A 23,839-nucleotide genomic window follows, 5' to 3' on the forward strand; every position below is an offset into this window, starting at 1 on the left:
AACATGTTAATGGATTCATTTCACCCATTTTATCAATAAAAAAGAGAGAATCCTGATCATCCTCTCCTTTCTTCTTCTTTCCAGCGGCCGAATTCCTTCTTCATCCATATGTATGACGGGTAGAAAAACAAACTAAATAAGAGAAGAGATCCCATGTTTCGCAAAGACTCATGCAGAACATTTCTTAAAGTAAGAGGAAATGTGATGTCATGAGAAAAAATAGAGATAACGATGGAAATACCAAACCATATAGGAACAACGGTATAACAATAAAGGGCTATCTCCTTTGTATCTTCAAAATATGTAAGCCTCCCAATGATGTATATACATAATATTAACATATTTAATAGGTATTTAGAAATGGGGGTCTATATGTTTATCCCCCTATTCAGCGGGAACAGATATAGAAAAAGGAGGAATCGCAATATGGGAAGATTAACAGACAAAACCGCAATTATCACAGGGGCCGCGACAGGCATCGGACAAGCGACGGCACGGGTTTTCGCCGATGAAGGCGCCCGCGTGATCTGCGGTGACATCAATGAAAGCGAACTGAATGAAACCGTCAGCGCCATCAGAAAAAACGGCGGAGAAGCAGAGGCCTTTCATCTTGATGTATCAGACGAAGAAAACGTAAAGTCATTTGCAGACGGCATTCAGCAAAAGTACGGAACAATTGATATTCTTTTTAACAATGCCGGTGTTGACCAAGAGGGCGGGAAAGTCCATGAATACCCGGTCGAGCTGTTTGACCGGATCATCGCCGTCGATCTGCGCGGCACATTTCTGTGCAGCAAATATCTCATTCCGCTTATGCTCGAAAAAGGAGGCTCCATCATTAACACCTCCTCCATGTCAGGCCGGGCCGCAGACCTTGACCGCTCCGGCTATAACGCCGCAAAAGGCGGAATTACAAACCTGACGAGAGCGATGGCCATTGATTACGCCAGAAGCGGAATCCGCGTCAATTCCTTATCGCCGGGGACGATTGAAACGCCGCTCATTGATAAATTAGCAGGCACGAAAGAAGACGAAATGGGCGAGGCGTTCCGTGAAGCCAATAAATGGATCACGCCGCTCGGCCGGCTCGGAAAACCGGAAGAAATGGCGGCTGTCGCGCTCTTCCTCGCTTCAGACGACAGCTCATACGTCACAGGAGAAGACATCACGGCAGACGGCGGCATCATGGCATACACATGGCCGGGGAAAATGCTGATTGATAAGAAGTGGAAGGAAGAGACAGAGTGACGGCGAAAAGAAAATAAGCCAGTGCAAAAACACTGGCTGAACAAAGAGGGCTGGTTACTTAAACCAGCCCTTTTCCTTTGATCGGGTAATGGCCTCAATTCGATTTTTCACTTCTAATTTATCCAGAATCATCGAAACGTAATTGCGGACTGTACCGCTTTTGATGCTGAGGGCATTTGCAATTTCTTTCGTGTTTTTTCCGTCTGCGACGAGTTCGAGCACCGCTTTTTCCCGTTCAGTCAGCGGGTTTTCTTCACCATAGATATCCTCCATTAATTCAGGGGCGTAGACGCGCCTTCCTTTCATAACGCTGCGGATGGCGCTGACGAGCTCATCACTCGGGCTGTCCTTGAGCATGTAACCGCTGACGCCCGCTTTTAGCGCCCGCTGAAAATAGCCGGAGCGGGCAAAAGTCGTCAAAATGATGATTTTCACATCACTGTCCTTGAGTTTTTCTGCCGCTTCAAGACCTGATACCCCGGGCATTTCAATATCCATCAGACAGATGTCAGGCGCATTTTTTTCCACGAAATCGATCGCATCCTGGCCGCTTGTGCCTTTGCCGACAACCGTCATATCCTCTTCTAAATTCAACAGCGAACCGAGTGCGCCAAGCAGCATTTGCTGATCCTCGGCAATGAAGATGTTGATCATCTGCTACCATCCTTTTCTTTTGATTTTGAATCATTCGGGATTCTCATGGTCAGCTTTGTTCCGGCAGCTGTATCGATGGCTAAACTGCCATTCGCGAATTCAAGCCGTTCTCTCATTCCAAGCAGGCCGTGCCCCTTTGAAAAAAAGCGGTCTTCTCTGCATTGAAAGCTGCCGTCGTCTTCTACCGTAATGACAGCCTCTTTCCAAAGCTGCTGAATGGTGATGCGGCATACTTTGGCGCCACTGTGTTTCACGACATTGGTGACGGCTTCTTTAATGCACATGCTGACAATGTTTTCGTTCAGCAAAGAGATATGTTTTGGCGCTTCTTTTTCTTCATACACAAATTCAATTCCTGCCGCTTCAAGAATTTGCCGAACATTGCCGAGCTCATCCTTCAATCGGATGCCTTTCATCGACGAGACAATTTGTCTGACCTCATTTAAGGAGGAGCGGGCCGTCTCTTGAACGCTTTTCAGTTCAGTGCGGGCCTGTTCAGGGTCCTTGTAAATCAGCTTTCGGGCAAGGTCGCTTTTCAGTCCGATTAAGGAGAGCTTTTGTCCAAGTGTATCGTGAAGGTCCCGGGCAATGCGCTGCCTTTCTTCCAGCTTCACAAGATCCGCGATTCGTTCATTTGCATATTCTAATTTCTCCTCAAGGCGCTCTCGTGCCTTTCTGCTTCGAATGCTGAGCGGGAGAAGGATGGCACTGATCAGAGTGATGACGATAAACGGGATTTGCGTCAAAAACCAGTCTTTTTTCAGAACAAGGCTGAAGTTGACGGCAACCGCCGCACTGATGATATGAATGTAATATAAGATGTAAAATGGAACTTTGTCCCGGATATGGCCGATGAAGTAGGCGATAAAGAAAGCGAAATAAATATAGCTGAACAGCATGACTGATCCGGTCGATATGCCGATCAGAAGAAGCGCCCATAAGTAAACCGGCCAGCCTTTTGCAACAAATGCAAAGCGATACGCGCCAAAGAAAACAAGTGTGAAAATGACGCCGGACACCATTACAAAGGTGGAAGAGCTCTTGAAAATAAAATAAAAGGGCAAGATGAAAAAAATCGTCCATATATAAGGAGAAATCCCATTCAGTTTTTGAAATTTAAAATATTTCTTCATCCTTATTCCACCTTCTGCCGCTTGTGTCTACCATCACTTTACCAAAACGCCGCCTTTATTGCATCCTCACACATAAAGAGCAGGCCCTTTCTGATAAGAGAAAGAGCCGCGCGCCATATCAGGCATTTTTCTTTAAACGTTCTTTCGGCACCTGTTGGGGCAGCGGTGTTTTCCGCGCCTCCCGAAAGGTGACAAATTGCTTTTCATCCTCATCCCACAGACGGAATTTCATGGATTCAAGACTTGTTTTAAGCGTAATGGTCGGTACGTTTTTTAAAGGTTCATGCCCCTCGTGAGCCGCTTCCAGCTTGTAATTCGGCACTTTCGGGCTTAAGTGGTGGACGTGATGGTAGCCGATATTGCCTGTCAGCCATTGCAAAAGCTTCGGAAGCTTGTAAAAGGAGCTTCCTTCTACCGCGGCCTGCACATAGTCCCAATGCTCATCGGCTTCAAAATAAGAATCCTCGAACGTGTGCTGGACATAAAAGAGCCAGACGCCGATTGACCCCGAAATAAGGAAAATCGGACCCTGAACAAGCAAAAAGTTTTCCCAGCCGACAAGCAGGCATGTTGCAGCAGCCAATAAGACAATCGCCGCGTTCGTGAAATAGGTGTTCCAGCGTTCCTTGCGGCGGGCGCCTTTTACATTGAAACGGTTTTTAATCAGAAATACGTAAATCGGGCCGAGAATAAACATAATAAACGGATTGCGATAAAGTCTGTAGCGTACTTTTGTCCAGGCTGACGCTTCGTTGTATTCCTTAACGGTCATCATCCAAATATCGCCTGTTCCCCGTTTATCTAAGTTGCTGCTTGTCGCATGATGAATGGAGTGGCTGCGCTGCCATTGAGAGAACGGAAACAGTGTCAGCACACCTGAAATAAACCCAAACAGCCGGTTCAGCTTCTTTTGTTTGAAAAAGGATTGATGGCAGCAGTCGTGGAAAATAATAAAGATTCTTGTCAAAAATCCCGCTGCTATTACAGTAAAGGCGAGGGTTAGAAGATAGGAGACATCGAGGCTGAAGTAAGCAAGAAACCAAAGGGCAAAGAACGGCACAAACGTGTTGAGAAGCTGAATGACACTATGCTTTGTATCGGCACCGGAAAATGCGGCAACCTGCTTTTTTAAAGACGCTTGTTTTTGAGTTGCGGCGTGATTGATCATGAATGTCACGTCCCTTCTTTTTCATTATGATCCCAAGTATAACGGGGCGCCGAACGCTTTTGTAGTAGCAGCCATCATGCCCCGAATATGACATTTGTCATGTTTGGCAGCAGAATTTCTTTTTTGGGATAAATTCTCGAAGAAAACAGCAAAAAAGAACTCCGCCTGTTTTGGAGTTCTTTTTCATTATCTTCACAGCAAAATCACCCGATACTTCTTCACATCCAAAAACTGCAGAAATTCCCGGGCCAGCATGTCCGGCGCGTGGTCTTTTCCTTCATGAAGGCGATATTGAATCAAGCCGACAAGCATGGACGCGACATAGTATGCATAGAGCTTTTTGCCCGCCTGAATGTGCAGAGGCTGATGAAGATAAAACAATTGCAGCGCTCTGAACATTTCCGGGATGACGTCAGGCACTCCGGAACCCTCTCTCAGAAAATGGACGAGCGGCATGCCGTCGGACAGTGCGGAAAAGAGACGAACGAGCGCGGCTTCCGCTTCTTCCATGGAGCAGTCAGCAGGATCTCCCTTTACCGTCAATAATCCGATCAGCTCCCGGCATGATTGGTGGATGATCGTTTTCAGCAACGCTTCTTTGTTGGCGTAATGGTCATAGAAAGTGGCACGGCGCAGGTTGCTTTTACGGGCAATATCGGAAATCGTTATCGCCGCGTAATCCCTTTTTTCCGCTGCTAAGCCGATCATAGCCTCTTGCAAGGCCTGCCTCGTCCGTGTCACCCGCCGGTCGGCGGGCTTTTTTTCTTCTTGTTCCGGCACCCGGCGCCCGAACAGCCAGTAAAACCGTTTTTGAGAAATCAAATCCCACACCTGCCCGCTGATCGCTTCCGGTGATGCCCCGGGCTCCTCATTCACCCAGTACAACACAATGGCATACGTGTATAAAGAGCGGTAATGAATGTACATATCCTGTTCGGTCGGTGAGAAATTTGCATTCACCGGGGACAAAAGCACATCATGCCGGAATACATCTTTAAAAAAAGCATGAAAGTGAAAATACGGCATTTTATGACGATCCATCATCGTTTGGAAAAACGCCCGATGCCGGTCAACAAACGACAGGGTCGGATGCACTTTTTGCCAGCCGCCATTTAAATGAAGCACATCTTTATGCTTCAGCGAATCATACAGCGCTTCACTCAGCCCGTCCTTCATTTCTTCCGCTATATCTTCTAAAATTGCATATTTATCCTCGTAATAAAGGTACAGTGTCCCCCGGCTCACGTGCGCCCGTTCGGCGATATCCTTCATGGTCACACGGCGGATATCACGCTCCCTAAGCATAACCAAGAGCGCTTGTTTGATGTCAGTTGTCACAGAATCCGGCATAAGAGACACTCCTTTCATTAGACAGATCACCGCAATTTGTACGGTAACGTATAGATGCGTTTACGCTGTCTTTGCCGCAAAATCACATCACACTATAATAGGCCCTGAAGAAACAAAAAAGCAACCAGAGGAGGAAGACCGATGGATCAGCATATAAAAGCAGACATCAAACGCGTCTTTGAGCTTCAGAAAAAAAATCAAAAAACACTGCGTGCTTCAACAGCCGAGCAGCGCAAAGAAAAGCTTCAGCGCTTTTTAGATGCCGTCACCGCTCATGAAGAAGAAATCATCGAGGCGATCAGACGGGACGTCCGCAAGCCTTATCATGAGGTGAAAAGAGCGGAAACGCAGGGAACAATCAAGGCGATTAAAGATAATATGAACAATCTCGACACCTGGATTGCGCCGAAACGCGTCGGCTCATCCGTCAGCCCGGACGCTGACGGCGTATTAATGTACGAGCCAAAAGGCGTCACCTTAATTCTCGGACCATGGAATTATCCGTTTATGCTGACGATGGCTCCGCTTGCCGCCGCCATTGCAGCCGGCAACAGCGCGATTGTGAAGCTGTCTGATTTTACGATGGAGACGAGCCATATTGCCGCAACAGTCATTCGCGAGGCATTTCATGAAGAAGAAGTCGCCATTTTTGAAGGTGAGGTTGATGTCGCGACAGAACTGCTCGACCAGCCGTTTGACCACATTTTCTTCACCGGCAGCACGAATGTCGGCAAAATCGTCATGACGGCAGCGGCGAAGCACTTGTCGTCCGTCACGCTTGAGCTTGGCGGAAAAAGCCCGACGATCATTGACAGCGGCTATGATTTAATGGACGCGGCGAAAAAAATCGCCGTCGGCAAATTTGTCAATGCGGGACAAACATGTATCGCTCCTGACTATCTCCTTATGAAGGAAGATGTACAGGACACCTTTACAGATCTCCTGCAAACCATTGTCAATGCAGGTTTTATGGAAGATGATCATACGGTTGACCGCAATAAATTCACGCAGATTGTCAATGAGCGCAACTTTAACCGTGTCAAAGCTCTATATGATGATGCCATTGAAAAAGGGGCGAAAACGGCCTTCGGCGGCGTATTCGATGCACATGACCGCACGATTTCTCCGACCGTGCTGACAAACGTCACACCCGATATGAAGATCATGCAGGAGGAAATTTTCGCACCGATTCTGCCGATTATGAATTACGAAGATATCAGTGAAGCCGTTGATTACATCACTGACCGGGACAAGCCGCTTGCCTTGTATGTATTCAGCCATAATCAGGAGCTGATCGATTATGTTCTGCAGCACACGACGTCCGGCAACGCTTCTATCAATGATGTCGTCGTTCATTTCACTGACGTTAACCTTCCGTTCGGCGGCGTTAATACGAGCGGAATCGGTTCATACCACGGTGTGTACGGCTTTAAAGAATTTTCTCATGAAAAAGGCGTATTTATTCAAGCCTCTAAATAAAAAAAGAATCCGCGCAGATAACGCGGATTCTTTTTTATTATTTTTTTGCCCCGAATGCGAGCAGTTTCGTATAAGTGCCGACGTAAAGCGTGCCGTCTTCAGCCAGAACCGGGGAGGAAATGACATTGCTGTCTGTTTGATAGCGCCATTTTTCATTACCGTCAGCGTCAACCGCATAGACGTTTTTATCGTCAGAGCCGAAGTACACATTGCCGTCTGCATCAATCAGCGGCGCCGTTCTCACAGGCCCGTCCGTATAGAAAGACCAGTTCATATTACCGGTTTTGCTGATGGAAAACAGCTCGCCGCTTCCGGAACCGATATACACATTGCCGTTATGATCAATCGCTAATGAAGAGCTGGAGAAACCGTTTAACGGGAACGTCCATTTTACAGCACCCGTTGATGTATAGGCGTATAAGCTGCCGTCTTGGTTTCCGGCGTAAACGGTGCCGTCTCTGTCAATAACCGGATAGCCTTTAAACCCGTTGGACGTCGTTTTTGACCATTTCACTTGGCCCGTTCCGGAATTGATCGCATAAAAGATATTATTGTACGTTGCCGTATACAGCGTGCCATTTGATGCTAACACGGGAGCGGAGCCGACCACGCCGTTTGTTTTAAACTTCCACTTTTGCGTCCATGTCGAAGGCGACGTCGGTTTAATCGCATAGATATAGTTATCCAGCGTCGACACATACAGCGTGCCGTCAGAACCGATAGCCGCATCGGAACTCGGCGCTCCGCTCAGCGGAACTGAAGTTAAAATGTTTCCGGTTTCTTTGTCGATGAAATACAGTTTTTTATCGTGAGAAGGAAGATAAATGACACCGTTTGTTCCGAGCACCGGAGTCAGCGTATAGGTTGTCCCGAGGTTTTCCGTCACCCATTTCACAGAACCGTCCGGATGATATGCCGTCAGCTTCCCGTCTTTTGATTGAATAAATACGGTGCCGTCTCCGTCAACCGCGGCTCCCGCACCGTTTTGAGGATTGGCCGGAACATTCTTTTCCCATTTTAACGATCCGTCGGCAGTGCTTGTGAACCGGCTTTCCCTTGACCAGTTGAACATCGTCGGAGACATGGCCTGCGCGTCATACCGTCCCGTCAAGAAACCAGATGCCGCATGATTTTGTTTAAATACCGTTTCCGCAGCTTGAGCAGCCGCCGGATGCAGCCATTTTGCCCCCGGCAGATCAGAAACCGCTCCCACAGATAAAGCCGCAGCAACCGCAGCGCCGGCTGCCAATGTTTTCATTCGCAATGAAGCTGTCTTTTTTTTCAATGTAAGTTCCTCCCGTTTCTATTAAAAACTGCTATACCGCTATAATCATACCATAATCATCCTATGAAATATTTGTATTTTCGGCAGATTTATAGAACAAATGTCACATAGACTGCTGCTGATGTTTCGGAGAGGAACGAAACGCGGCAATGTACCATATCACATTGACGATAAAAGCCGCGCCTGACCATGCGAGAGGACCGTAATAAAGAGACAGCTCCTGCCCTAAGGAAATGGCGGCCAATAGCGCCACCAACAAGACAGCCGCGCAAATGATAAGCCCGATTCCGCAAAAAACGGCCATGATGATTTTCATGACACGAACACCTAGAACATACATAATGAACGGGACCGCATATATAACAAGGATCTGACCGACGGCGGCCCACATGCCCGCGGAGTTAAAACGATTCGCGTTCGGCCCCGTTTCCGCAAGCGGAGAAAGCGAGACGATGACCGGCAATAGACAAAACATCAGAGCGGAAAGCAAGGTCACCGCGACCGTACCTTTTTTCTTTTGATTCATGTGAATATCCTCCTGACAAATACCCGGATTTTTTACCGGTAATCTGATAATATGTTATATTTTAACATGCTTTCTACTTATTTTGAGAAGCGTTTCGTCAAAAAACGAATTTACAAATCCAGAAACATAGATATAATAAACGTTATGGAACCGATATTGATTCATAAAGCGCTATCTAACAAAACACGAAGTGATATTATGACATGGCTTAAACACCCGGAGGACCATTTTGATGAAAGGCCTTATCTTGAGCAGGGCCTCAGTTTCCGCACCGGAATTTGCGTCGGTGATATTCAGGCAAAGTCGGGGCTTGCGCAGTCCGTCATCTCCAGCTACCTGCTGACCATGCAAAAAGCCGGCCTGCTGGAATCTGAACGAATCGGAAAGTGGACCTATTACAGAAGGAACGAAAAACAAATTAAAGCCTTTGCTGACTATGTTCAGCACCAGCTATAACCATGAAAGGAGGGCTTTTTTCGTTCTGACATATCTATTTTTCTGTATATGTAGTTATAAAAAGGAGGCATACATAACAATGAAAAAAAGCAGTTCCATCTTCATTCTATTTTTGGCCCTAGGGGTTTTCGGGATTATTACGACCGAGATGGGCATCATCGGGGTTCTTCCGCAGGTGGCGGACAGATTTCAAATGACCGCTTCAAAAGCGGGGTGGCTTGTCAGTATTTTCGCATTCATCGTCGCTGTGTCGGGGCCGTTTTTGACCTTGCTTGCTTCAGGTATAAACCGGAAATACATTCTGCTTTTGGCGGTGCTGATGTTTGCCGTTTCTAATGCGGTCTACGCGTATACGGCACATTTCAGTGTCATGCTTGCGTTTCGGATCATTCCGGCCTTATGCCACCCCGTGTTCTTTTCTGTAGCGCTTGCGGCCGCGGCCCGCCTTGTTCCCGCCGGCCAATCCGGAAAAGCCGTAACGAAAGTCTTTTCAGGCATCACCGCCGGCTTTGCGTTCGGCGTCCCTTTCACGTCCTATCTGGCTGAGCGACTCTCCCTTGAATCAGCCTTCCTATTCGGCGCGATCGTCAGTCTCATCGCGTTCATGGGCATTCTTCTCTTTTTGCCATCCATGCCGGTCACAGATAAAATGTCTTTCCGAAGCCAGCTCGGCATCCTTCGCAAACCGGCCTTGTGGCTTAATATCGCTGCCGTCACCTGTCTCTTTGCGGCCATGTTTTCTGTCTACAGCTATTTTGCGGAGTATCTCGGACGGGTGTCGCATATGAACGGCACATGGGTCAGCTTCATGCTGATGAGCTTCGGGGTGATTATGATAGCCGGGAATTTCGTCTTCGGCGCTTTGTTATTCAAAAATATGAAAAAGACCGTCATCCTGTTTCCGCTTCTTTATACAGCCGCCTACTTGCTCATATACGGGTTTGGGACGTCTTTCGCACCGATGGCCGTCCTCGTCTTCGTATGGGGCGCCGTTCATTCCGGCGGGCTCATTGTGAGTCAGACTTGGCTTACTGCGGAAGCAAAGGAGGCCCCCGAATTCGGCAACAGCCTGTTTGTCTCCTTTTCCAACCTCGGCATCACCATCGGAACGGCGGCGGGCGGCTGGTTTATTTCACATTTGGGAATCCATCAGCTGATGTGGTGCGGCATCATGTTTGCCCTTCTGGCTTTCGGACTGATCATGGGACGCTTAGCATGGGGAAAGAGGCCGCTCGCAGAAGCTTAAGCTCCGTTGCAAAATCCGGCATGTTTTCGTATAGTATGCCAGATTAAAGCAAGGGAGAGAAAAAGATACATGGAAAGACCGGCAGGATTTTGGATTCGGTTTCTGGCTTACGTCATTGATCAAATCATCATAGGAATTCCGATTTTTATCATTCAATTTGCAGTCACTTTTTTATTTGCGGCAGGCGTTGCGGCGGCTGACCCCTTCATGACCGAAAATCAGTTTAACATCTCTTTTCTGGTGTTCGGCGTCATCCCGATTCTTGTGAGCTCTTTTGTGATCAGCATCTTATATTTCAGCCTGCTCACAGCCTCAAAGATGCAGGGGACACTGGGAAAAGCATTGCTCGGCCTTAAGGTCGTCAATGAAGATGGCGGCCGCATTTCCATCGGCCAGGCCTTCGGACGCGCTTTCGCTTATATCATATCTAAGGTCATTCTTTATATCGGTTTCATTATGGGTGCCTTCGGAGAGAAAAAAGCGCTGCACGACATCATGTGCAGCACCCGGGTTGTTTATAAATAATATCCTTAAGTCCGGGCCTTTTGAGCCCGGGCTTTTTATGACGGCTGCGCCCGCTTGATGTCAATGCCGCCTTTTCCGTCAGCCTCAATGCGGATCGTCCCGTTCACAATGACAGACAGCGGATGAAACTCCGCATGCTGATCAGAAAAAATCCAGCGGCGCCCGTTCGGCCCTAAAAGCAAAAACGCCCCATCATTGTAATCACCCATAAAATGAAACCCGTTCTCCTTAAGAGGCGCGCCGTCTCTCACCGGTATACCGAAACGCTGCAGCTCCTTCCCGGTCAATACCACCTCGGCAGCCGTCAGATTCACCTCACCGATATTCAGGACGGACTCAATCGAAAAACGTTCCGCGCTTGCCGGTGACATTTCTCTCGCGATGAATTCCGCCAGATTGTCGGACGGATCTTTGAAATAAAAGGAACGCGCATGTATATGAGAGAAATACACCTCATCCTCGCCATCTTCCGTTTGAAAAACGACTTTATCCTTCATCCATGCCTTCGCCTCATCAAAACGATTGTTCGGAATGTTAAACGCGAAATGATACGTCGGATGAGATTGAGAATCGGCGCGCCTGAATTCCAATTCACTTTCTCCCGCCCTGATTGTAAACGAATCATCGGACTGATCCGCTAAAGAAAAACCCAACACCCTTACATAGAAGTCTTTCGTCTCCTCTAAAGCACAACTGTACAAAGTAATGTTATTTATTTGCATGATCATACCCCCTTTGGTTTATACTGCCATATAGAGGGGTTGATTTCCCACTATTTCGTTTCACCAATTGAGAATCCCCCTTTCGCCCGGCGCTAAACATGATAAACAGCGCCGAACCGCTTATACCAAGCGATTTTTAACGTATAAAGCAAAAAAAGCAGAAAATAATACCTCATATTGCTTGACAAAAAATAAATGTTATTTAATAATCTATATATAATTAGAATTATTATTGAAAGATAAAGTGAATGCTTTGTCTTTTTAATATATTTTAAAATCACATTTCAGGAGGAAGATATTATGTCTTTAATCGGAAAAGAAGTACTGCCATTCGAAGCAAAAGCTTTCAAAAACGGTGAATTCATCGATGTAACAAACGAAGATTTGAAAGGTCAATGGAGCGTTTTCTGCTTCTACCCAGCAGATTTCTCTTTCGTTTGCCCGACTGAGCTTGAAGATCTTCAAGGACAATACGCTGCACTGAAAGAATTAGGTGTTGAAGTATACTCTGTTTCTACAGATACTCATTTCGTACACAAAGGCTGGCATGACAGCTCTGAAAAAATCGGCAAAATCACTTACGCAATGATCGGTGATCCATCTCAAACGATCTCCCGCAACTTCGACGTTCTTGACGAAGAAACTGGTCTTGCTGACCGCGGAACATTCATCATCGATCCTGATGGCGTCATCCAAACAGTTGAAATCAATGCAGGCGGTATCGGCCGTGACGCAAGCAACCTTGTAAACAAAGTAAAAGCAGCTCAATACGTTCGTCAAAACCCAGGTGAAGTCTGCCCGGCTAAATGGGAAGAAGGCGGCGAAACACTTACACCTAGCCTTGATTTGGTAGGTAAAATCTAAGGAGTGCATTCAATTGGTACTTGATGCAAATATCAAAGCACAATTAAATCAATACATGCAGCTAATTGAGAACGACATTGTTCTCAAAGTAAGCGCCGGTGATGATGACACTTCTAAGGACATGCTGGCTCTCGTTGACGAACTGGCTTCCATGTCATCTAAAATTTCAGTTGAAAAAACTGAATTAAACAGAACACCGAGCTTCAGCGTTAATCGTACCGGAGAAGACACAGGCGTTACATTCGCCGGTGTTCCTCTCGGCCACGAATTTACATCATTAGTGCTGGCATTGCTTCAAGTCAGCGGCAGAGCGCCTAAGGCTGATCAAAAGGTCATTGACCAGATTAAGAACATCAGCGGAGAATACCGCTTTGAGTCTTATATCAGCCTGACGTGCCACAACTGCCCTGATGTCGTACAAGCATTAAACATGATGAGCGTGCTCAACCCGAATATCACTCATACAATGATTGACGGCGCGGCATTCAAAGAAGAAGTAGAAAGCAAAAACATTATGGCTGTTCCGACTGTTTTCTTAAACGGTGAATCTTTCGGAAGCGGCCGTATGACCATCGAAGAGATTCTCGCGAAAATGGGCAGCGGCGCAGATGCGTCTGAGTTTGCCGACAAAGAGCCGTTTGACGTTCTTGTTGTCGGCGGCGGACCTGCCGGCGCAAGCGCGGCGATTTACACGGCGCGTAAAGGCATCCGCACCGGTGTCGTCGCTGAACGCTTCGGCGGCCAGGTACTCGACACCATGAGCATCGAAAACTTCATCAGCGTCAAAGCGACTGAAGGACCGAAGCTCGCTGCAAGCCTTGAAGAGCACGTGAAAGATTATGATATTGACGTCATGAACCTTCAGCGCGCGAAACGCCTTGAGAAAAAAGACCTCTTCGAACTTGAACTTGAAAACGGCGCTGTACTAAAAAGTAAAACAGTGATCCTGTCAACAGGTGCCCGCTGGCGCAATGTCAACGTACCTGGTGAGCAAGAGTTCAAGAACAAAGGTGTTGCATACTGCCCGCACTGTGACGGACCATTGTTTGAAGGCAAAGACGTAGCCGTTATCGGCGGCGGAAACTCCGGAATCGAAGCGGCGATTGACCTTGCAGGTATCGTCAATCACGTGACTGTGCTGGAGTTCGCGCCTGAACTGAAAGCAGACGAAGTCTTGCAAAAACGTCTTTACAGCCTGCCAAACGTCACTGTGCACAAAAATGCACAAACGAAAGAAATCACAGGCGACCAAAACGTAAACGGCATTACGTTCGTTGACCGTGAAACAGGCGAAGAAAAACACGTTGAACTTCAAGGTGTATTCGTCCAAATCGGTCTCGTGCCTAATACAGAATGGTTAGACGAAACCGTCGAACGCAACCGCATCGGCGAAATCATCGTCGATAAGAGCGGCGCGACAAGCGTTCCCGGCCTATTCGCCGCAGGGGACTGCACAGACGGCCCGTACAACCAAATCATTATCTCAATGGGATCAGGTGCAACTGCCGCTTTAGGCGCATTTGATTATTTGATCCGGAATTAATGTAAAAAAGCCGCCATATGAATGGCGGCTTTTTATGTTATCAGTTAGGGCTTGCTCCGCCAACACATGCTTTTCCTCATAGTTTTGCAGATGCTCCATTTGAATTTTAAGGGTAAATAATGTTAACATTACCCTTGTTAAAATATCAATATATTCCCATTTATATCTATTGCTTTTTTCCTCAAATTAGAAAGGGGTTATTTGAATTGCAAAGAAAGTCTTTTACTGACTCATCAATTTTCTTTTTTTTAATTTGTATTTTGGGAGGCATACTTTTTCTTTTAACAAAATGATTCGAGTCTTTTTTAGTTGTTGACTCTCTAATCTATTTATACATAAGGCTTGTCGCTATCCACCGTTCCCTTTAAGGCACAAATAGCTTGTTTCCTATATGCCTGGTTAACGAAAGAAAAAGACAGCATACTGCAAGCGGCACGCTGTCTTTTTCTTGAAACTCTGATTACTATTTCATTCATAACCTTTATGTCTTGCTCCCTCTCGCCCGATAGATAAGAAACAGTCCAATAAACCACAGCGGCGTCAGCAGCAAAGCCGGGCGCGTCGCATCCGCAAACAGCATAATCACCAGAATGGCGGCAAACAGCGCCAGCACGGCGTAATTGATAAACGGCGCGAACGGCGCCTTGAAAGACGAGCTTGCGTGTAGGTCCGGACGGGTTTTCCTGTATCTGATATGACAGACAAGAATCACGCCCCACACCCAAATGAAACAAATCGCGCTGATAGTGGTCACGATGCCAAACGCTGCTTCCGGTATCAATTTGCTTAAAAGAGCGCCCGCTGACAGCACAATGACCGATACCCATAACGCGCTGCTCGGCACATGATTTTTATTCAGCTTCGCGAAACTGGCCGGCGCCTGTTTCGTTTTGCTTAAGTTATACAAAATCCGGCTTGTAGAAAACATCCCGCTGTTACAAGCAGAAGCGGCTGACGTTAATACGACAAAATTAATGATTCCCGCGGCCACCGGAATGCCGACTAAGCTGAAGGTTTTCACAAAAGGACTTTCCGCCGCATTCAGCTGCGTCCAAGGGTTAATACATAAAAGAATGATCAATGCCCCGACGTAGAAAAATAAAATACGCAATGGAATTTTATTGATAGCGGACGGAATGTTTTTTTTCGGATTTGATGTCTCCGCTGCCGACACACCCACTAATTCCACACCGACATAGGCGAAGATCACCATCTGGAACGACAGCAAAAAGCCTGAAAATCCGTTTGGAAACAAGCCGCCGTGCTCCCACAGATTCGCCGCTGAAACCGTTCCGGTATGCGTTTTGAACCCAATCACCAGCAAAACCACACCGATGACAATTAACGCGAGAATCGTGATCACCTTAATTAAGGCGAACCAAAACTCCAATTCTCCAAAAATCTTGACCGTTAACAGATTAAGTCCTAATAAAATGAGCAAACAGATAAGTGCAGGAACCCATTGCGGAATGTCAAACCAATATTTCACATATACACCGACGGCGATCACATCCGCCATAGCCGTCATAATCCAGCAAAACCAATAAGTCCAGCCGGTGACAAACGCCGCACGCGGCCCTAAATACGCCTCGGCAATATCCGTTAATGATTGGTACCCCGCTTTAGATAACAGCAGTTCTCCCAGCGCCCGCATGACGAAAAAAAGCGCAATACCTACAATAAAATACGCAAAGATGATAGAAGGACCCGCAAGCTGAATCGCCTTACCGGACCCTAAAAACAATCCGGTGCCGATCGTACCGCCAATGGCGATCAGCTGCACGTGCCGATTCGACAAGTCCCTCTTTAGCTCTCGCTGTTCCACACCTGACTCCTCCTTACTTTTTGATGAACGACGAGAAAATAAAGCCAATAAAAAAAGAGATTGGATGCCCTCCAATCTCATGGTCATAAGAATATCAAATTATATTTGCGCTGCTGACAATCAACAGCATGCCAAATACATATTCGGTACTCTTCTGTCCTTTTGCCTGAGATTGTGAACCCTTCGGCGCCGCGGAAAATCCGCGGTCTCTCCAGAAGCCGCTCCTGCTGTAGTGCAACCCACAGCAATCATAGCCTGCTACGTATTAAGTTTCCGATAGAAACAACTATCAGCTAACTTTTTATTTTAATAGAAGTTTGATCATTTGTCAACGGGGTGATGAGCTGTCTGCGGAAGGTATATGTTGAGGCCTTAAGCGCCGTATTTTCTGTTTTGTTTGTCTCAAAAAGGACTTATGAGGTACTATCATATAAGGTCTAATGATTTAAATATCATGTCATACTTTAAATTCACCTTATCATGCAATGGCTCGTAAATAAAAAGGGGATGGACGAGATTGGAAACCAAATATTTAGATCTGCTCGCACAAAAATACGATTGTGAAGAAAAAGTGGTCACAGAGATCATTAATCTGAAAGCGATACTGAACCTGCCGAAAGGAACCGAGCATTTCGTCAGTGATCTGCACGGAGAGTATCAGGCATTCCAGCACGTGCTGCGGAACGGTTCAGGAAGAGTAAAAGAGAAGATCCGCGATATTTTCAGCGGCGTCATTTATGATAGAGAAATTGATGAACTGGCGGCTTTGGTCTATTATCCGGAGGACAAACTGAAGCTGATTAAACATGACTTTGATACGAAAGAGGCATTAAACGAGTGGTATAAAGAAACGATTCATCGGATGATTAAGCTCGTTTCATATTGTTCTTCCAAGTACACCCGCTCCAAATTGCGCAAAGCGCTGCCTGCCCAATTTGCTTATATTTCCGAAGAGCTGCTGTATAAAACAGAACAAGCCGCCAACAAAGAACAATATTACTCCGAAATCATAGAACAGATCATCGCGCTCGGCCAAGCTGATAAGCTGATCACCGGGCTTGCTTACAGCGTGCAGCGATTGGTGGTCGACCATCTGCATGTTGTCGGCGATATTTATGACCGGGGACCGCAGCCGGACAGGATTATGGAAGAACTGATCAACTATCATTCAGTGGATATTCAATGGGGGAATCACGATGTTCTCTGGATAGGCGCCTATGCCGGTTCGAAAGTATGTCTGGCCAATATTATCCGTATCTGTGCCCGCTATGACAACCTGGACATTATTGAAGATGTCTACGGCATCAATCTGAGACCGCTATTGAACCTTGCCGAAAAATATTATGATGATAACCCGGCTTTCCGCCCGAAAGCAACCGAAAACAGACCGGAAGATGAGATTAAGCAAATCACAAAAATCCATCAGGCGATCGCGATGATCCAATTCAAACTTGAGAGCCCGATTATTAAGAGACGGCCGAACTTTAATATGGAAGAACGGCTGTTACTGGAAAAGATTGATTATGACCGCAATGAAATCACGCTGAACGGAAAAACGTATCAACTGGAAAACACCTGCTTTGCGACGGTGAATCCCAAACAGCCCGATCAGCTATTAGAAGAAGAAGCAGAAGTCATGGACAAGCTGCTGTTTTCTGTCCAGCACTCCGAAAAGCTGGGCCGCCATATGAATTTTATGATGAAAAAAGGCAGCCTGTATTTAAAATATAACGGCAACCTGTTGATTCACGGCTGTATTCCTGTTGACGAAAACGGCAATATGGAAACGATGATGATTGAGGATAAAGCTTATGCGGGCCGTGAGCTTCTCGATGTATTTGAACGGTTCTTACGGGAAGCGTTTGCTCATCCGGAAGAAACCGATGACCTGGCGACAGATATGGTCTGGTACTTATGGACAGGCGAGTATTCCTCCCTCTTCGGAAAACGCGCCATGACCACCTTTGAGCGGTATTTCATCAAAGAGAAGGAAACGCATAAAGAAAAGAAAAACCCGTATTACTATTTGCGTGAAGACGAGGCAGCCTGCCGAAACATCCTGAAGGAATTCGGGCTCAACCCGGATTATGGCCATATCATCAACGGCCATACACCGGTAAAAGAAATCGAAGGCGAAGATCCGATCAAGGCAAACGGAAAAATGATCGTCATCGACGGCGGCTTCTCCAAAGCCTACCAATCCACAACAGGCATCGCCGGCTACACGCTCTTATACAACTCCTACGGCATGCAGCTCGTCGCCCATAAACACTTTAACTCCAAGGCCGAAGTGCTGAGCACCGGAACCGACGTCTTAACGGTGAAACGATTAGTTGACAAAGAGCTGGAGCGGAAGAAAGTGAAAGAAACGAATGTCGGTGAAGAACTGATGAAAGAAGTCGCGATTTTGGAGAAACTGCGGGAGTATCGGTATATGAATTGAGGAATATGGAGTTCAGGGATGATTCTCTGGGCTCTTTTTTATGATTCTCCGTAACAACGGCTAATGATCCCCTTTCCCTGTATGTAAAACCGATTTAACCGCTTCTTCAATCTCCTTATAACCCGTACATCTGCAAATATTGGACTCCAGCCAATTTTTAATCGTTTCATCACTTGCATTCGGCTCAGTATTCACTAAAGCATGACAATTCATGAGAAAACCAGGTGTGCAATATCCGCATTGAAACGCAAATTTTTCAATAAAAGCCTTTTGAATCGGCGTATTGATAAGTCCTTCAATTGTCGTAATGTCCTTTCCTTCCCCTTCTGCCGCAAGCATTAAGCAAGATTTCATCGGTATCCCGTCCGTTAATACCGTACAGGCGCCGCAATCCCCATTTAAGCAGCCCGGCTTTGAACCAGTTAATCCGAGACGAAGACGGAGAGCAAATAACAAAGTGTCGGCCGGTCTGACAGTAATCTGTCTTTCCTCACCATTTACTTTCAACGTAATAGGATCAGACATTGGAACCTCCTTCTAATTCTTGTAAGGCATCTAAAATTGTATTTTGCAAGACAAATATCCGATATTCACTTGAGCCTTCTGCATCATCAAGAATGGGTTTGGGTACATACTGTAAAGACCTGCGCACTCTATCTTCTGCTGTGCCGCTTTTATCGTTAAGCACAGCCTCCATTTCAGCAGAACGAAAAGGAAATGGACATACGCCGCTGAAGGCCATTCTGATCTCATCATCTTTTTTCAGCGCACAGACTGTCACCAATGGATATCCGACATTCCACTGCTGTCTTCTTTTGATACTGACAAACGGCAAGTCAACATACGCTCGATCGACAACGATATGAAATAAAAAATCTCCTTTTCGCAACTGTAGTTCCTTGTTAAATACTTTATTTATGGGACGGTAATGAATCCCCGCTCTCCCTGCAATCCCTAGCAAACTATCAGAAATCAGCAACGGCAGCACGGCCTCACGGTAATAGATGCCCCCGCAAATGTTTCCGCCCAGGCTGATTTTATTTCGGGACGTCCGATCCGCTATTTCACTTACTGTTTTACTTAATAGCGGAAATGGATTTTCTTCCTCCAGTTTCGTTAATGACACGCCCGCTCCGATCACCAGATAACGTTCATCAAAACGGATGGCGTGAAATTCCGGAAGCGCGTTCATATCTATTACTGCATCCGTATAGACGATATTCAGCCTTCCTAACGTGATAATTTCCGTGCCGCCGGAAAAATACAATGGTGTTTTCTTTTCAGCCGCAAGCGAGTGAAACAGACGGGTTGTTTCTTGAATGGCCTTCGGTTTAAAATAGTCGAAATCAAACGGTATCATCTTTCCACCCCATTTGCGTCCTCCATAATTGTTCGGGAATGAGAGGAAGTTGATTCAATTGGACACCTAAAGCGGCGGAAAGACAATTTCCCAATGCTGCAGGCATCCCCAGCAGTCCGTGTTCCCCGCCGCCGCGCGCTCCATAAGGCGCAATCACATGCGGGGTTTCAACAAATTCAATGATATATTCAGGCTGCTCTCCATAGTGAAGGGGTCTGTATGTTCTGAGTTGAGGATTTAATACTCTTCCATACGGATCAAATACAAAGGTTTCTCTTCCTCCAAATGCGATTCCCATACTCATCCCTCCCATCACTTGACCCCTTGCAGCTTTTTCATTCAGTACAGTTCCTATATCTACAACAGAATAGGCTTTTGTGATCCGATACGTATAATCCCGCTTATCCAACTCAACTTCAATTCCCTGAGCACCTACAGCCCACTCGGGTCCCGGCTTTCCTCTTCCCGTTTCCCGGTCTAAATTCGTCATCCGGGTTAATGTATAATTGCCGCTCGCAATGATTTGGCCGCCAATCGTATTTCCATTTGGAAACGTGTATCCGTAAGCAATGTCTTTTATTTCAACATGTACAGCAGGATAATCTATAAAATAAACCTTTCCGTCTGCCACTTCCAATTCCTCGACAGGAACCCGCAACACACACGATGCCACTTCCTTAAGCTTTCGAATGGCTTCTTCCGCTGCATTCAGTACGGCTCTTCCGGCCATTAACGTCCCTCTGCTCCCCACGGTTTTCCAATGCTCGGGCGTTGTTTGCGTGTCTACAAGCATTTTCACGTGAATTTGACTGATATCCATTTTCATTCGTTCCGCTAAGATTTGGGCTAACACTGTTTTTGTCCCTGTTCCTATTTCCACTACCCCTGACATCAAATTAATGCTTCCATCGGGATTAAAGGTTAAAATCACCCCGGATGTTGCATTTGTATCAAATGTTGAGGTTTTCCAAATACAGCTGATCCCCTTCGCCCTTATCTTCCGGCCGTCGATTTCAATTCTCTGTCCCTCGGACCAATTCATTAATTCCTTCAATCTCTCAATGCATTTCGGCACATTTCCGACCGTGCTTGAATTGAGAAGAACTTGAGTCGGTGTCGTATCACCGGGACGAATGGCATTTTTATAGCGGAGTTCTAACGGGTCCATGTTCAGCTTTTCCGACAATACATCCATCGTCCGCTCAAAGGCAAATAACACTTCAGCATGACTGTAGCCTCTATATGCACTTGGATATGGATGATTCGTATACATACAATATGAATCACACGATATATGATCGATAGCGTACGGACCCGTACAATCAACCACCGCAGCCCGGCTGATGTCCACTCCTTTATCAGAGTATGCTCCGCCATCAAATAAAAGCTGAATGTCTGCCGCCTTTAAAATTCCATCCTTTGTGGCACCTAATTTAACAATGGCATCCAATCCTATATGACCAGGAGATGTAATCATATCCTCTTCTCTCGTATTAAATAACTTGACGGGCCGGCCTCCGACTGCTTTTGATGCCAAATAGGCAATAACCTCTAACTGAACGGCTGCTTTTCCCCCGTACGCCCCTCCTACTAAAGGGGTTTTGACGATAACCTTTCCGGGTTCAATTCCAAAGTACCACTCCATTAATTTTTTAATGGCAAAAGGAGCTTGAGAGGATGTTGTCATGATAATCTCCTCATCAGCCCGAATTTCAACAATCGAGCATCTTGTCTCCATAGCCGCGTGATCAGAAGGGTTAAAGGAAATGTGGAACTCTGCTGTCACATCACTTTCCTTAAACCCGTCTTCAATATTTCCTTTTCTGATTTTATCCAGGTTCGCGATATTTGTCTTCGGAACCGGGAATACACCTGCCTTCTTCTCATAGCGGTCAACATGTTCATGGACGAGGGGAGCATCCTTTTGAAAAGCCTCACGGGGGGAATTGACGACGGGAAGAGGTTTATAGGACACTTTAATGGCATCCGCGGCCTTTTTAGCTATGATTGGATTTTCCGCCACAACTACAGCAACCGGCTCACCGTGGTACCTGACCCTTTTATAAGCAATCGGCGGCCTGTCTTTAATTTCTTCACCTGCAAGCGGAAAAGGTTCATCACCCAATATCGCTCTCACGCCGGGAATCTTCCAAGCCTCTGAAAAGTCCATAGACACAATATCGGCATGAGCATATGGGCTGATCAGCATTTTTGCGTGTAATGTGCCTGTTTCATGTAAATCATCCGTATATTTCGCCTTACCCGTCACTTTTTCAAGGGCCTCTTTCCGAATGACACTTTTCCCGATATACTCCAACTCATTCACTCCCCGAATTTATTCAGCAGGAAAGTATAATCTTCAACCGTGTCTACGTCATAAAAAAGCAAAGGGTCTTGAAAGCTGATCATTTTCCCCGTCTTGATCATACTTTCACGGATCACGTGCCGGGCGCCCTGATCTCCCTTTAACTGATGCAAGACTGGAAAACATTGATTTGAGAATAAAATGGGGGGCATAGGAAGATGCTGATTTTCAGCGGCGATAAATGAATAGTGGCGCTCCTTTTGATAGGAATCAATTAACGTATTGATAATATCTGCGGTGACGAACGGCTGATCTGCAAGGAGAATGATAACAGCGTCAGCCTCATACGCTGCCGCTTTTTGTAAACCGCATTGTATAGAATGGCCTTGGCCCTTACCCGCTTGTTCACATTCCGCCTGGCTCCACTTATTTGAGATGGGATCTAAAAAGAAAAAATCCGAAAGCCAATGCAGTGAATCTCCCTTTCTCGTTACAACGAAGATATGATCTAATTCAGATAACAGGGCATGTTTAAGCGCCATACTTCCGAGGGAGACGCCATTGAGAAATAAACTGCGCTTATCCGTCCCCATGCGTCTGCTTGTACCGGCTGCCAGGTAAATGCCTGCTGTTTTCATAAGCGAGGCCTTTGTTTTCGCATTTCTTTAATCATCTCGCCAACAATGCTCACAGCAATCTCCTCAGGCCCTTGTGCCCCGATGGAAAGCCCAATGGGGGAATGAATATCCTCTGGAATCTCTGCTCCGCCTAATAGCCGCTCGGTGCGCCTTCTGGGGCCTAATACACCTTTATAAAACACATTCTTGTTTTTTAACGTATGTAAAATGATCTGATCTTTTTGAAAGCTGTGCGTCATAATGACAACAAAATCCCTTTGGGTCATGCTCAGGCCTTCTATGACTTCTTCCGGTGCTCCTGTAATCAACCGGCCGGCTTCAGGAAAATGGCCGTGATGACATAAAGCGGGACGCCAGTCAACCACCGTCACATGAAAGCCCGCACGAGCCGCCAACGAAACGAGCGGCCTTGCATCTTCTCCTGCGCCGAAGACATATAGACAAGGTTTTGGAACCATCTGATGGATAAAAAATAAATCAGATGTATGTTCATCCCTTTTGATTCCCTTTTCCGTCTGTCTCAGTTTTTGAATACAGCCTTGTTCCATATCCCCGTTTCCAAACACTCTGCCGTCTTCAGCTATATACAGATCTTCCTTCGGCTCTAACATTTCAGTGAATCGTTTCACTCGGGTCACAGACTTTTTTTCATCTAAGCATGTCTTGACTGTTATCAGATTTCGTTCCAATTCTCCTTTTACAGGCTCAAGCAACACCGTCAAAACACCATTACAGCCAACGCCCTGCCCCCAGGATAAATCGTCCTCCGCACTCATATCAAAGCGGACAATCAACGGCTCTCCCGCAACCCAGACCTGCTCTGCCCTTTCAGCAAGATCTTCTTCCAGACAGCCGGCGGATAACATTCCGACTCTTGTTTTGTCCCCTAAAATTAACATGGAGGCCCCTTCCTTCTTATAAGCGGACCCCTCTGTTTTAATGATGGTAGCCAGTACCTTAGCTTTTGCAGAAGCCCCGATGACATCCAAAATCCGGTGTATATCATCCATTTGATTTCCCCCGCTTTTACCTGATCATCTGTATATCCATATTCTTTTTTTCCGGAGAA

21 protein-coding genes and 1 riboswitch are annotated in these 23,839 nt (G+C 46.4%); of the genes, 8 read left to right on the top strand and 13 right to left on the bottom strand.

All coding sequences use genetic code 11. The features are described from left to right. The first annotated feature begins 426 nt into the window (after positions 1-426). A complete protein-coding gene (locus tag ABDB98_RS18735) occupies positions 427-1,248 on the top strand; it encodes an SDR family oxidoreductase (RefSeq protein ID WP_094247349.1) in 822 nt (273 codons plus the stop codon). 54 nt (positions 1,249-1,302) lie between these two features. Here the strand turns inward: ABDB98_RS18735 and ABDB98_RS18740 are convergent, their stop codons facing one another. The 4 genes from ABDB98_RS18740 to ABDB98_RS18755 form a co-directional block, all read right to left on the bottom strand. Next, entirely contained in the window at positions 1,303-1,902 is a 600-nt protein-coding gene (locus ABDB98_RS18740; protein WP_438420966.1) for a response regulator, read from the bottom strand. Then, the gene (locus tag ABDB98_RS18745) at positions 1,899-3,035 is read right to left on the bottom strand and encodes a sensor histidine kinase (RefSeq protein WP_438420967.1); all 1,137 of its coding nucleotides are present in this window, start codon (positions 3,033-3,035) and stop codon (positions 1,899-1,901) included. Before ABDB98_RS18745 ends, ABDB98_RS18740 begins: the two co-directional genes overlap by 4 nt. A gap of 118 nt (positions 3,036-3,153) precedes the next feature. After that, positions 3,154-4,203 (bottom strand): fatty acid desaturase, encoded by a 1,050-nt coding sequence (locus ABDB98_RS18750; protein ID WP_438420968.1) that lies wholly within the window; start codon positions 4,201-4,203, stop codon positions 3,154-3,156. Between the two features lie 192 nt (positions 4,204-4,395). After that, entirely contained in the window at positions 4,396-5,553 is a 1,158-nt protein-coding gene (locus ABDB98_RS18755) for a TetR/AcrR family transcriptional regulator (protein ID WP_438420969.1), read from the bottom strand. Between the two features lie 141 nt (positions 5,554-5,694). On the opposite strand from ABDB98_RS18755, the gene ABDB98_RS18760 reads away from it, so the two are divergent. Continuing rightward, positions 5,695-7,032 carry an aldehyde dehydrogenase family protein gene (locus ABDB98_RS18760; RefSeq protein WP_438420970.1) on the top strand — a complete coding sequence of 446 codons (1,338 nt, stop codon included), beginning with the start codon at positions 5,695-5,697 and terminating at the stop codon, positions 7,030-7,032. A 37-nt stretch (positions 7,033-7,069) separates the two neighbouring features. Here the strand turns inward: ABDB98_RS18760 and ABDB98_RS18765 are convergent, their stop codons facing one another. Together ABDB98_RS18765 and ABDB98_RS18770 are read right to left on the bottom strand one after the other, a co-directional pair. Next, a complete protein-coding gene (locus tag ABDB98_RS18765; RefSeq protein ID WP_116746233.1) occupies positions 7,070-8,290 on the bottom strand; it encodes an outer membrane protein assembly factor BamB family protein in 1,221 nt (406 codons plus the stop codon). A 130-nt stretch (positions 8,291-8,420) separates the two neighbouring features. Further along, complete coding sequence (locus ABDB98_RS18770) at positions 8,421-8,843, bottom strand: DUF5391 family protein (RefSeq protein WP_438420971.1); 423 nt, start codon at positions 8,841-8,843, stop codon at positions 8,421-8,423. A gap of 144 nt (positions 8,844-8,987) precedes the next feature. Between ABDB98_RS18770 and ABDB98_RS18775 the strand changes: the two genes are divergently transcribed. The 3 genes from ABDB98_RS18775 (at position 8,988) to ABDB98_RS18785 (ending at position 11,070) form a co-directional block, all read left to right on the top strand. Then, positions 8,988-9,299: an ArsR/SmtB family transcription factor gene (locus ABDB98_RS18775; protein WP_015240918.1), complete on the top strand. Its 312-nt coding sequence runs from the start codon at positions 8,988-8,990 to the stop codon at positions 9,297-9,299. 79 nt (positions 9,300-9,378) lie between these two features. Beyond that, positions 9,379-10,545, top strand: coding sequence for an MFS transporter (locus tag ABDB98_RS18780; RefSeq protein WP_438420972.1), 1,167 nt, complete (start codon positions 9,379-9,381; stop codon positions 10,543-10,545). Between the two features lie 69 nt (positions 10,546-10,614). Beyond that, the gene (locus tag ABDB98_RS18785; RefSeq protein WP_060963863.1) at positions 10,615-11,070 is read left to right on the top strand and encodes an RDD family protein; all 456 of its coding nucleotides are present in this window, start codon (positions 10,615-10,617) and stop codon (positions 11,068-11,070) included. Between the two features lie 35 nt (positions 11,071-11,105). Here the strand turns inward: ABDB98_RS18785 and ABDB98_RS18790 are convergent, their stop codons facing one another. After that, positions 11,106-11,792, bottom strand: coding sequence for a VOC family protein (locus tag ABDB98_RS18790; RefSeq protein ID WP_438420973.1), 687 nt, complete (start codon positions 11,790-11,792; stop codon positions 11,106-11,108). 300 nt (positions 11,793-12,092) lie between these two features. On the opposite strand from ABDB98_RS18790, the gene ahpC reads away from it, so the two are divergent. Together ahpC and ahpF are read left to right on the top strand one after the other, a co-directional pair. Further along, positions 12,093-12,656 (top strand): alkyl hydroperoxide reductase subunit C, encoded by a 564-nt coding sequence (gene ahpC, locus ABDB98_RS18795; protein ID WP_004393188.1) that lies wholly within the window; start codon positions 12,093-12,095, stop codon positions 12,654-12,656. Positions 12,657-12,669: 13 nt separating this feature from the next. Further along, complete coding sequence (ahpF, locus tag ABDB98_RS18800; RefSeq protein WP_007614902.1) at positions 12,670-14,199, top strand: alkyl hydroperoxide reductase subunit F; 1,530 nt, start codon at positions 12,670-12,672, stop codon at positions 14,197-14,199. Between the two features lie 481 nt (positions 14,200-14,680). On the opposite strand, the gene ABDB98_RS18805 is transcribed toward ahpF, so the two are convergent. After that, positions 14,681-16,024, bottom strand: a complete 1,344-nt coding sequence (locus tag ABDB98_RS18805; protein ID WP_438420974.1) for an amino acid permease — start codon at positions 16,022-16,024, stop codon at positions 14,681-14,683. Positions 16,025-16,168: 144 nt separating this feature from the next. After that, a riboswitch (glycine riboswitch) is annotated at positions 16,169-16,249 on the bottom strand. Between the two features lie 292 nt (positions 16,250-16,541). Between ABDB98_RS18805 and fbp the strand changes: the two genes are divergently transcribed. Then, positions 16,542-18,467: a fructose-1,6-bisphosphatase gene (fbp, locus tag ABDB98_RS18810; protein WP_438420975.1), complete on the top strand. Its 1,926-nt coding sequence runs from the start codon at positions 16,542-16,544 to the stop codon at positions 18,465-18,467. 60 nt (positions 18,468-18,527) lie between these two features. Here fbp and ABDB98_RS18815 read toward each other — a convergent pair whose 3' ends face one another. From ABDB98_RS18815 to ABDB98_RS18835, 5 genes are read right to left on the bottom strand one after another with little or no spacing between them, the layout of a single operon-like run. Next, complete coding sequence (locus ABDB98_RS18815; protein ID WP_016937398.1) at positions 18,528-18,992, bottom strand: (2Fe-2S)-binding protein; 465 nt, start codon at positions 18,990-18,992, stop codon at positions 18,528-18,530. Further along, a complete protein-coding gene (locus ABDB98_RS18820) occupies positions 18,985-19,827 on the bottom strand; it encodes an FAD binding domain-containing protein (protein ID WP_438420976.1) in 843 nt (280 codons plus the stop codon). Before ABDB98_RS18820 ends, ABDB98_RS18815 begins: the two co-directional genes overlap by 8 nt. Then, the gene (locus tag ABDB98_RS18825; RefSeq protein WP_438420977.1) at positions 19,814-22,144 is read right to left on the bottom strand and encodes a xanthine dehydrogenase family protein molybdopterin-binding subunit; all 2,331 of its coding nucleotides are present in this window, start codon (positions 22,142-22,144) and stop codon (positions 19,814-19,816) included. The genes ABDB98_RS18820 and ABDB98_RS18825 overlap by 14 nt, the downstream gene beginning before the upstream one ends. A gap of 5 nt (positions 22,145-22,149) precedes the next feature. Then, the gene (locus ABDB98_RS18830; protein ID WP_438420978.1) at positions 22,150-22,770 is read right to left on the bottom strand and encodes an NTP transferase domain-containing protein; all 621 of its coding nucleotides are present in this window, start codon (positions 22,768-22,770) and stop codon (positions 22,150-22,152) included. After that, positions 22,767-23,780, bottom strand: a complete 1,014-nt coding sequence (locus ABDB98_RS18835) for an XdhC family protein (protein WP_438420979.1) — start codon at positions 23,778-23,780, stop codon at positions 22,767-22,769. Before ABDB98_RS18835 ends, ABDB98_RS18830 begins: the two co-directional genes overlap by 4 nt. Positions 23,781-23,839 lie beyond the last annotated feature (59 nt).

It is taken from the genome of Bacillus siamensis, assembly GCF_051628075.1.
Taxonomy (GTDB): Bacteria; Bacillota; Bacilli; order Bacillales; family Bacillaceae; genus Bacillus; species Bacillus siamensis.

What these genes read in the sequence shown, in the direction of transcription:
- ABDB98_RS18735 (WP_094247349.1), top strand. Translation starts at nt 427, where the DNA reads ATGGGAAGATTAACAGACAAAACCGCAATTATCACAGGGGCCGCGACA.
- ABDB98_RS18740 (WP_438420966.1), bottom strand. Translation starts at nt 1,902, where the DNA reads ATGATCAACATCTTCATTGCCGAGGATCAGCAAATGCTGCTTGGCGCA.
- ABDB98_RS18745 (WP_438420967.1), bottom strand. Translation starts at nt 3,035, where the DNA reads ATGAAGAAATATTTTAAATTTCAAAAACTGAATGGGATTTCTCCTTAT.
- ABDB98_RS18750 (WP_438420968.1), bottom strand. Translation starts at nt 4,203, where the DNA reads ATGATCAATCACGCCGCAACTCAAAAACAAGCGTCTTTAAAAAAGCAG.
- ABDB98_RS18755 (WP_438420969.1), bottom strand. Translation starts at nt 5,553, where the DNA reads ATGCCGGATTCTGTGACAACTGACATCAAACAAGCGCTCTTGGTTATG.
- ABDB98_RS18760 (WP_438420970.1), top strand. Translation starts at nt 5,695, where the DNA reads ATGGATCAGCATATAAAAGCAGACATCAAACGCGTCTTTGAGCTTCAG.
- ABDB98_RS18765 (WP_116746233.1), bottom strand. Translation starts at nt 8,290, where the DNA reads ATGAAAACATTGGCAGCCGGCGCTGCGGTTGCTGCGGCTTTATCTGTG.
- ABDB98_RS18770 (WP_438420971.1), bottom strand. Translation starts at nt 8,843, where the DNA reads ATGAATCAAAAGAAAAAAGGTACGGTCGCGGTGACCTTGCTTTCCGCT.
- ABDB98_RS18775 (WP_015240918.1), top strand. Translation starts at nt 8,988, where the DNA reads ATGGAACCGATATTGATTCATAAAGCGCTATCTAACAAAACACGAAGT.
- ABDB98_RS18780 (WP_438420972.1), top strand. Translation starts at nt 9,379, where the DNA reads ATGAAAAAAAGCAGTTCCATCTTCATTCTATTTTTGGCCCTAGGGGTT.
- ABDB98_RS18785 (WP_060963863.1), top strand. Translation starts at nt 10,615, where the DNA reads ATGGAAAGACCGGCAGGATTTTGGATTCGGTTTCTGGCTTACGTCATT.
- ABDB98_RS18790 (WP_438420973.1), bottom strand. Translation starts at nt 11,792, where the DNA reads ATGCAAATAAATAACATTACTTTGTACAGTTGTGCTTTAGAGGAGACG.
- ahpC (WP_004393188.1), top strand. Translation starts at nt 12,093, where the DNA reads ATGTCTTTAATCGGAAAAGAAGTACTGCCATTCGAAGCAAAAGCTTTC.
- ABDB98_RS18815 (WP_016937398.1), bottom strand. Translation starts at nt 18,992, where the DNA reads ATGTCTGATCCTATTACGTTGAAAGTAAATGGTGAGGAAAGACAGATT.
- ABDB98_RS18820 (WP_438420976.1), bottom strand. Translation starts at nt 19,827, where the DNA reads ATGATACCGTTTGATTTCGACTATTTTAAACCGAAGGCCATTCAAGAA.
- ABDB98_RS18830 (WP_438420978.1), bottom strand. Translation starts at nt 22,770, where the DNA reads ATGAAAACAGCAGGCATTTACCTGGCAGCCGGTACAAGCAGACGCATG.
- ABDB98_RS18835 (WP_438420979.1), bottom strand. Translation starts at nt 23,780, where the DNA reads ATGGATGATATACACCGGATTTTGGATGTCATCGGGGCTTCTGCAAAA.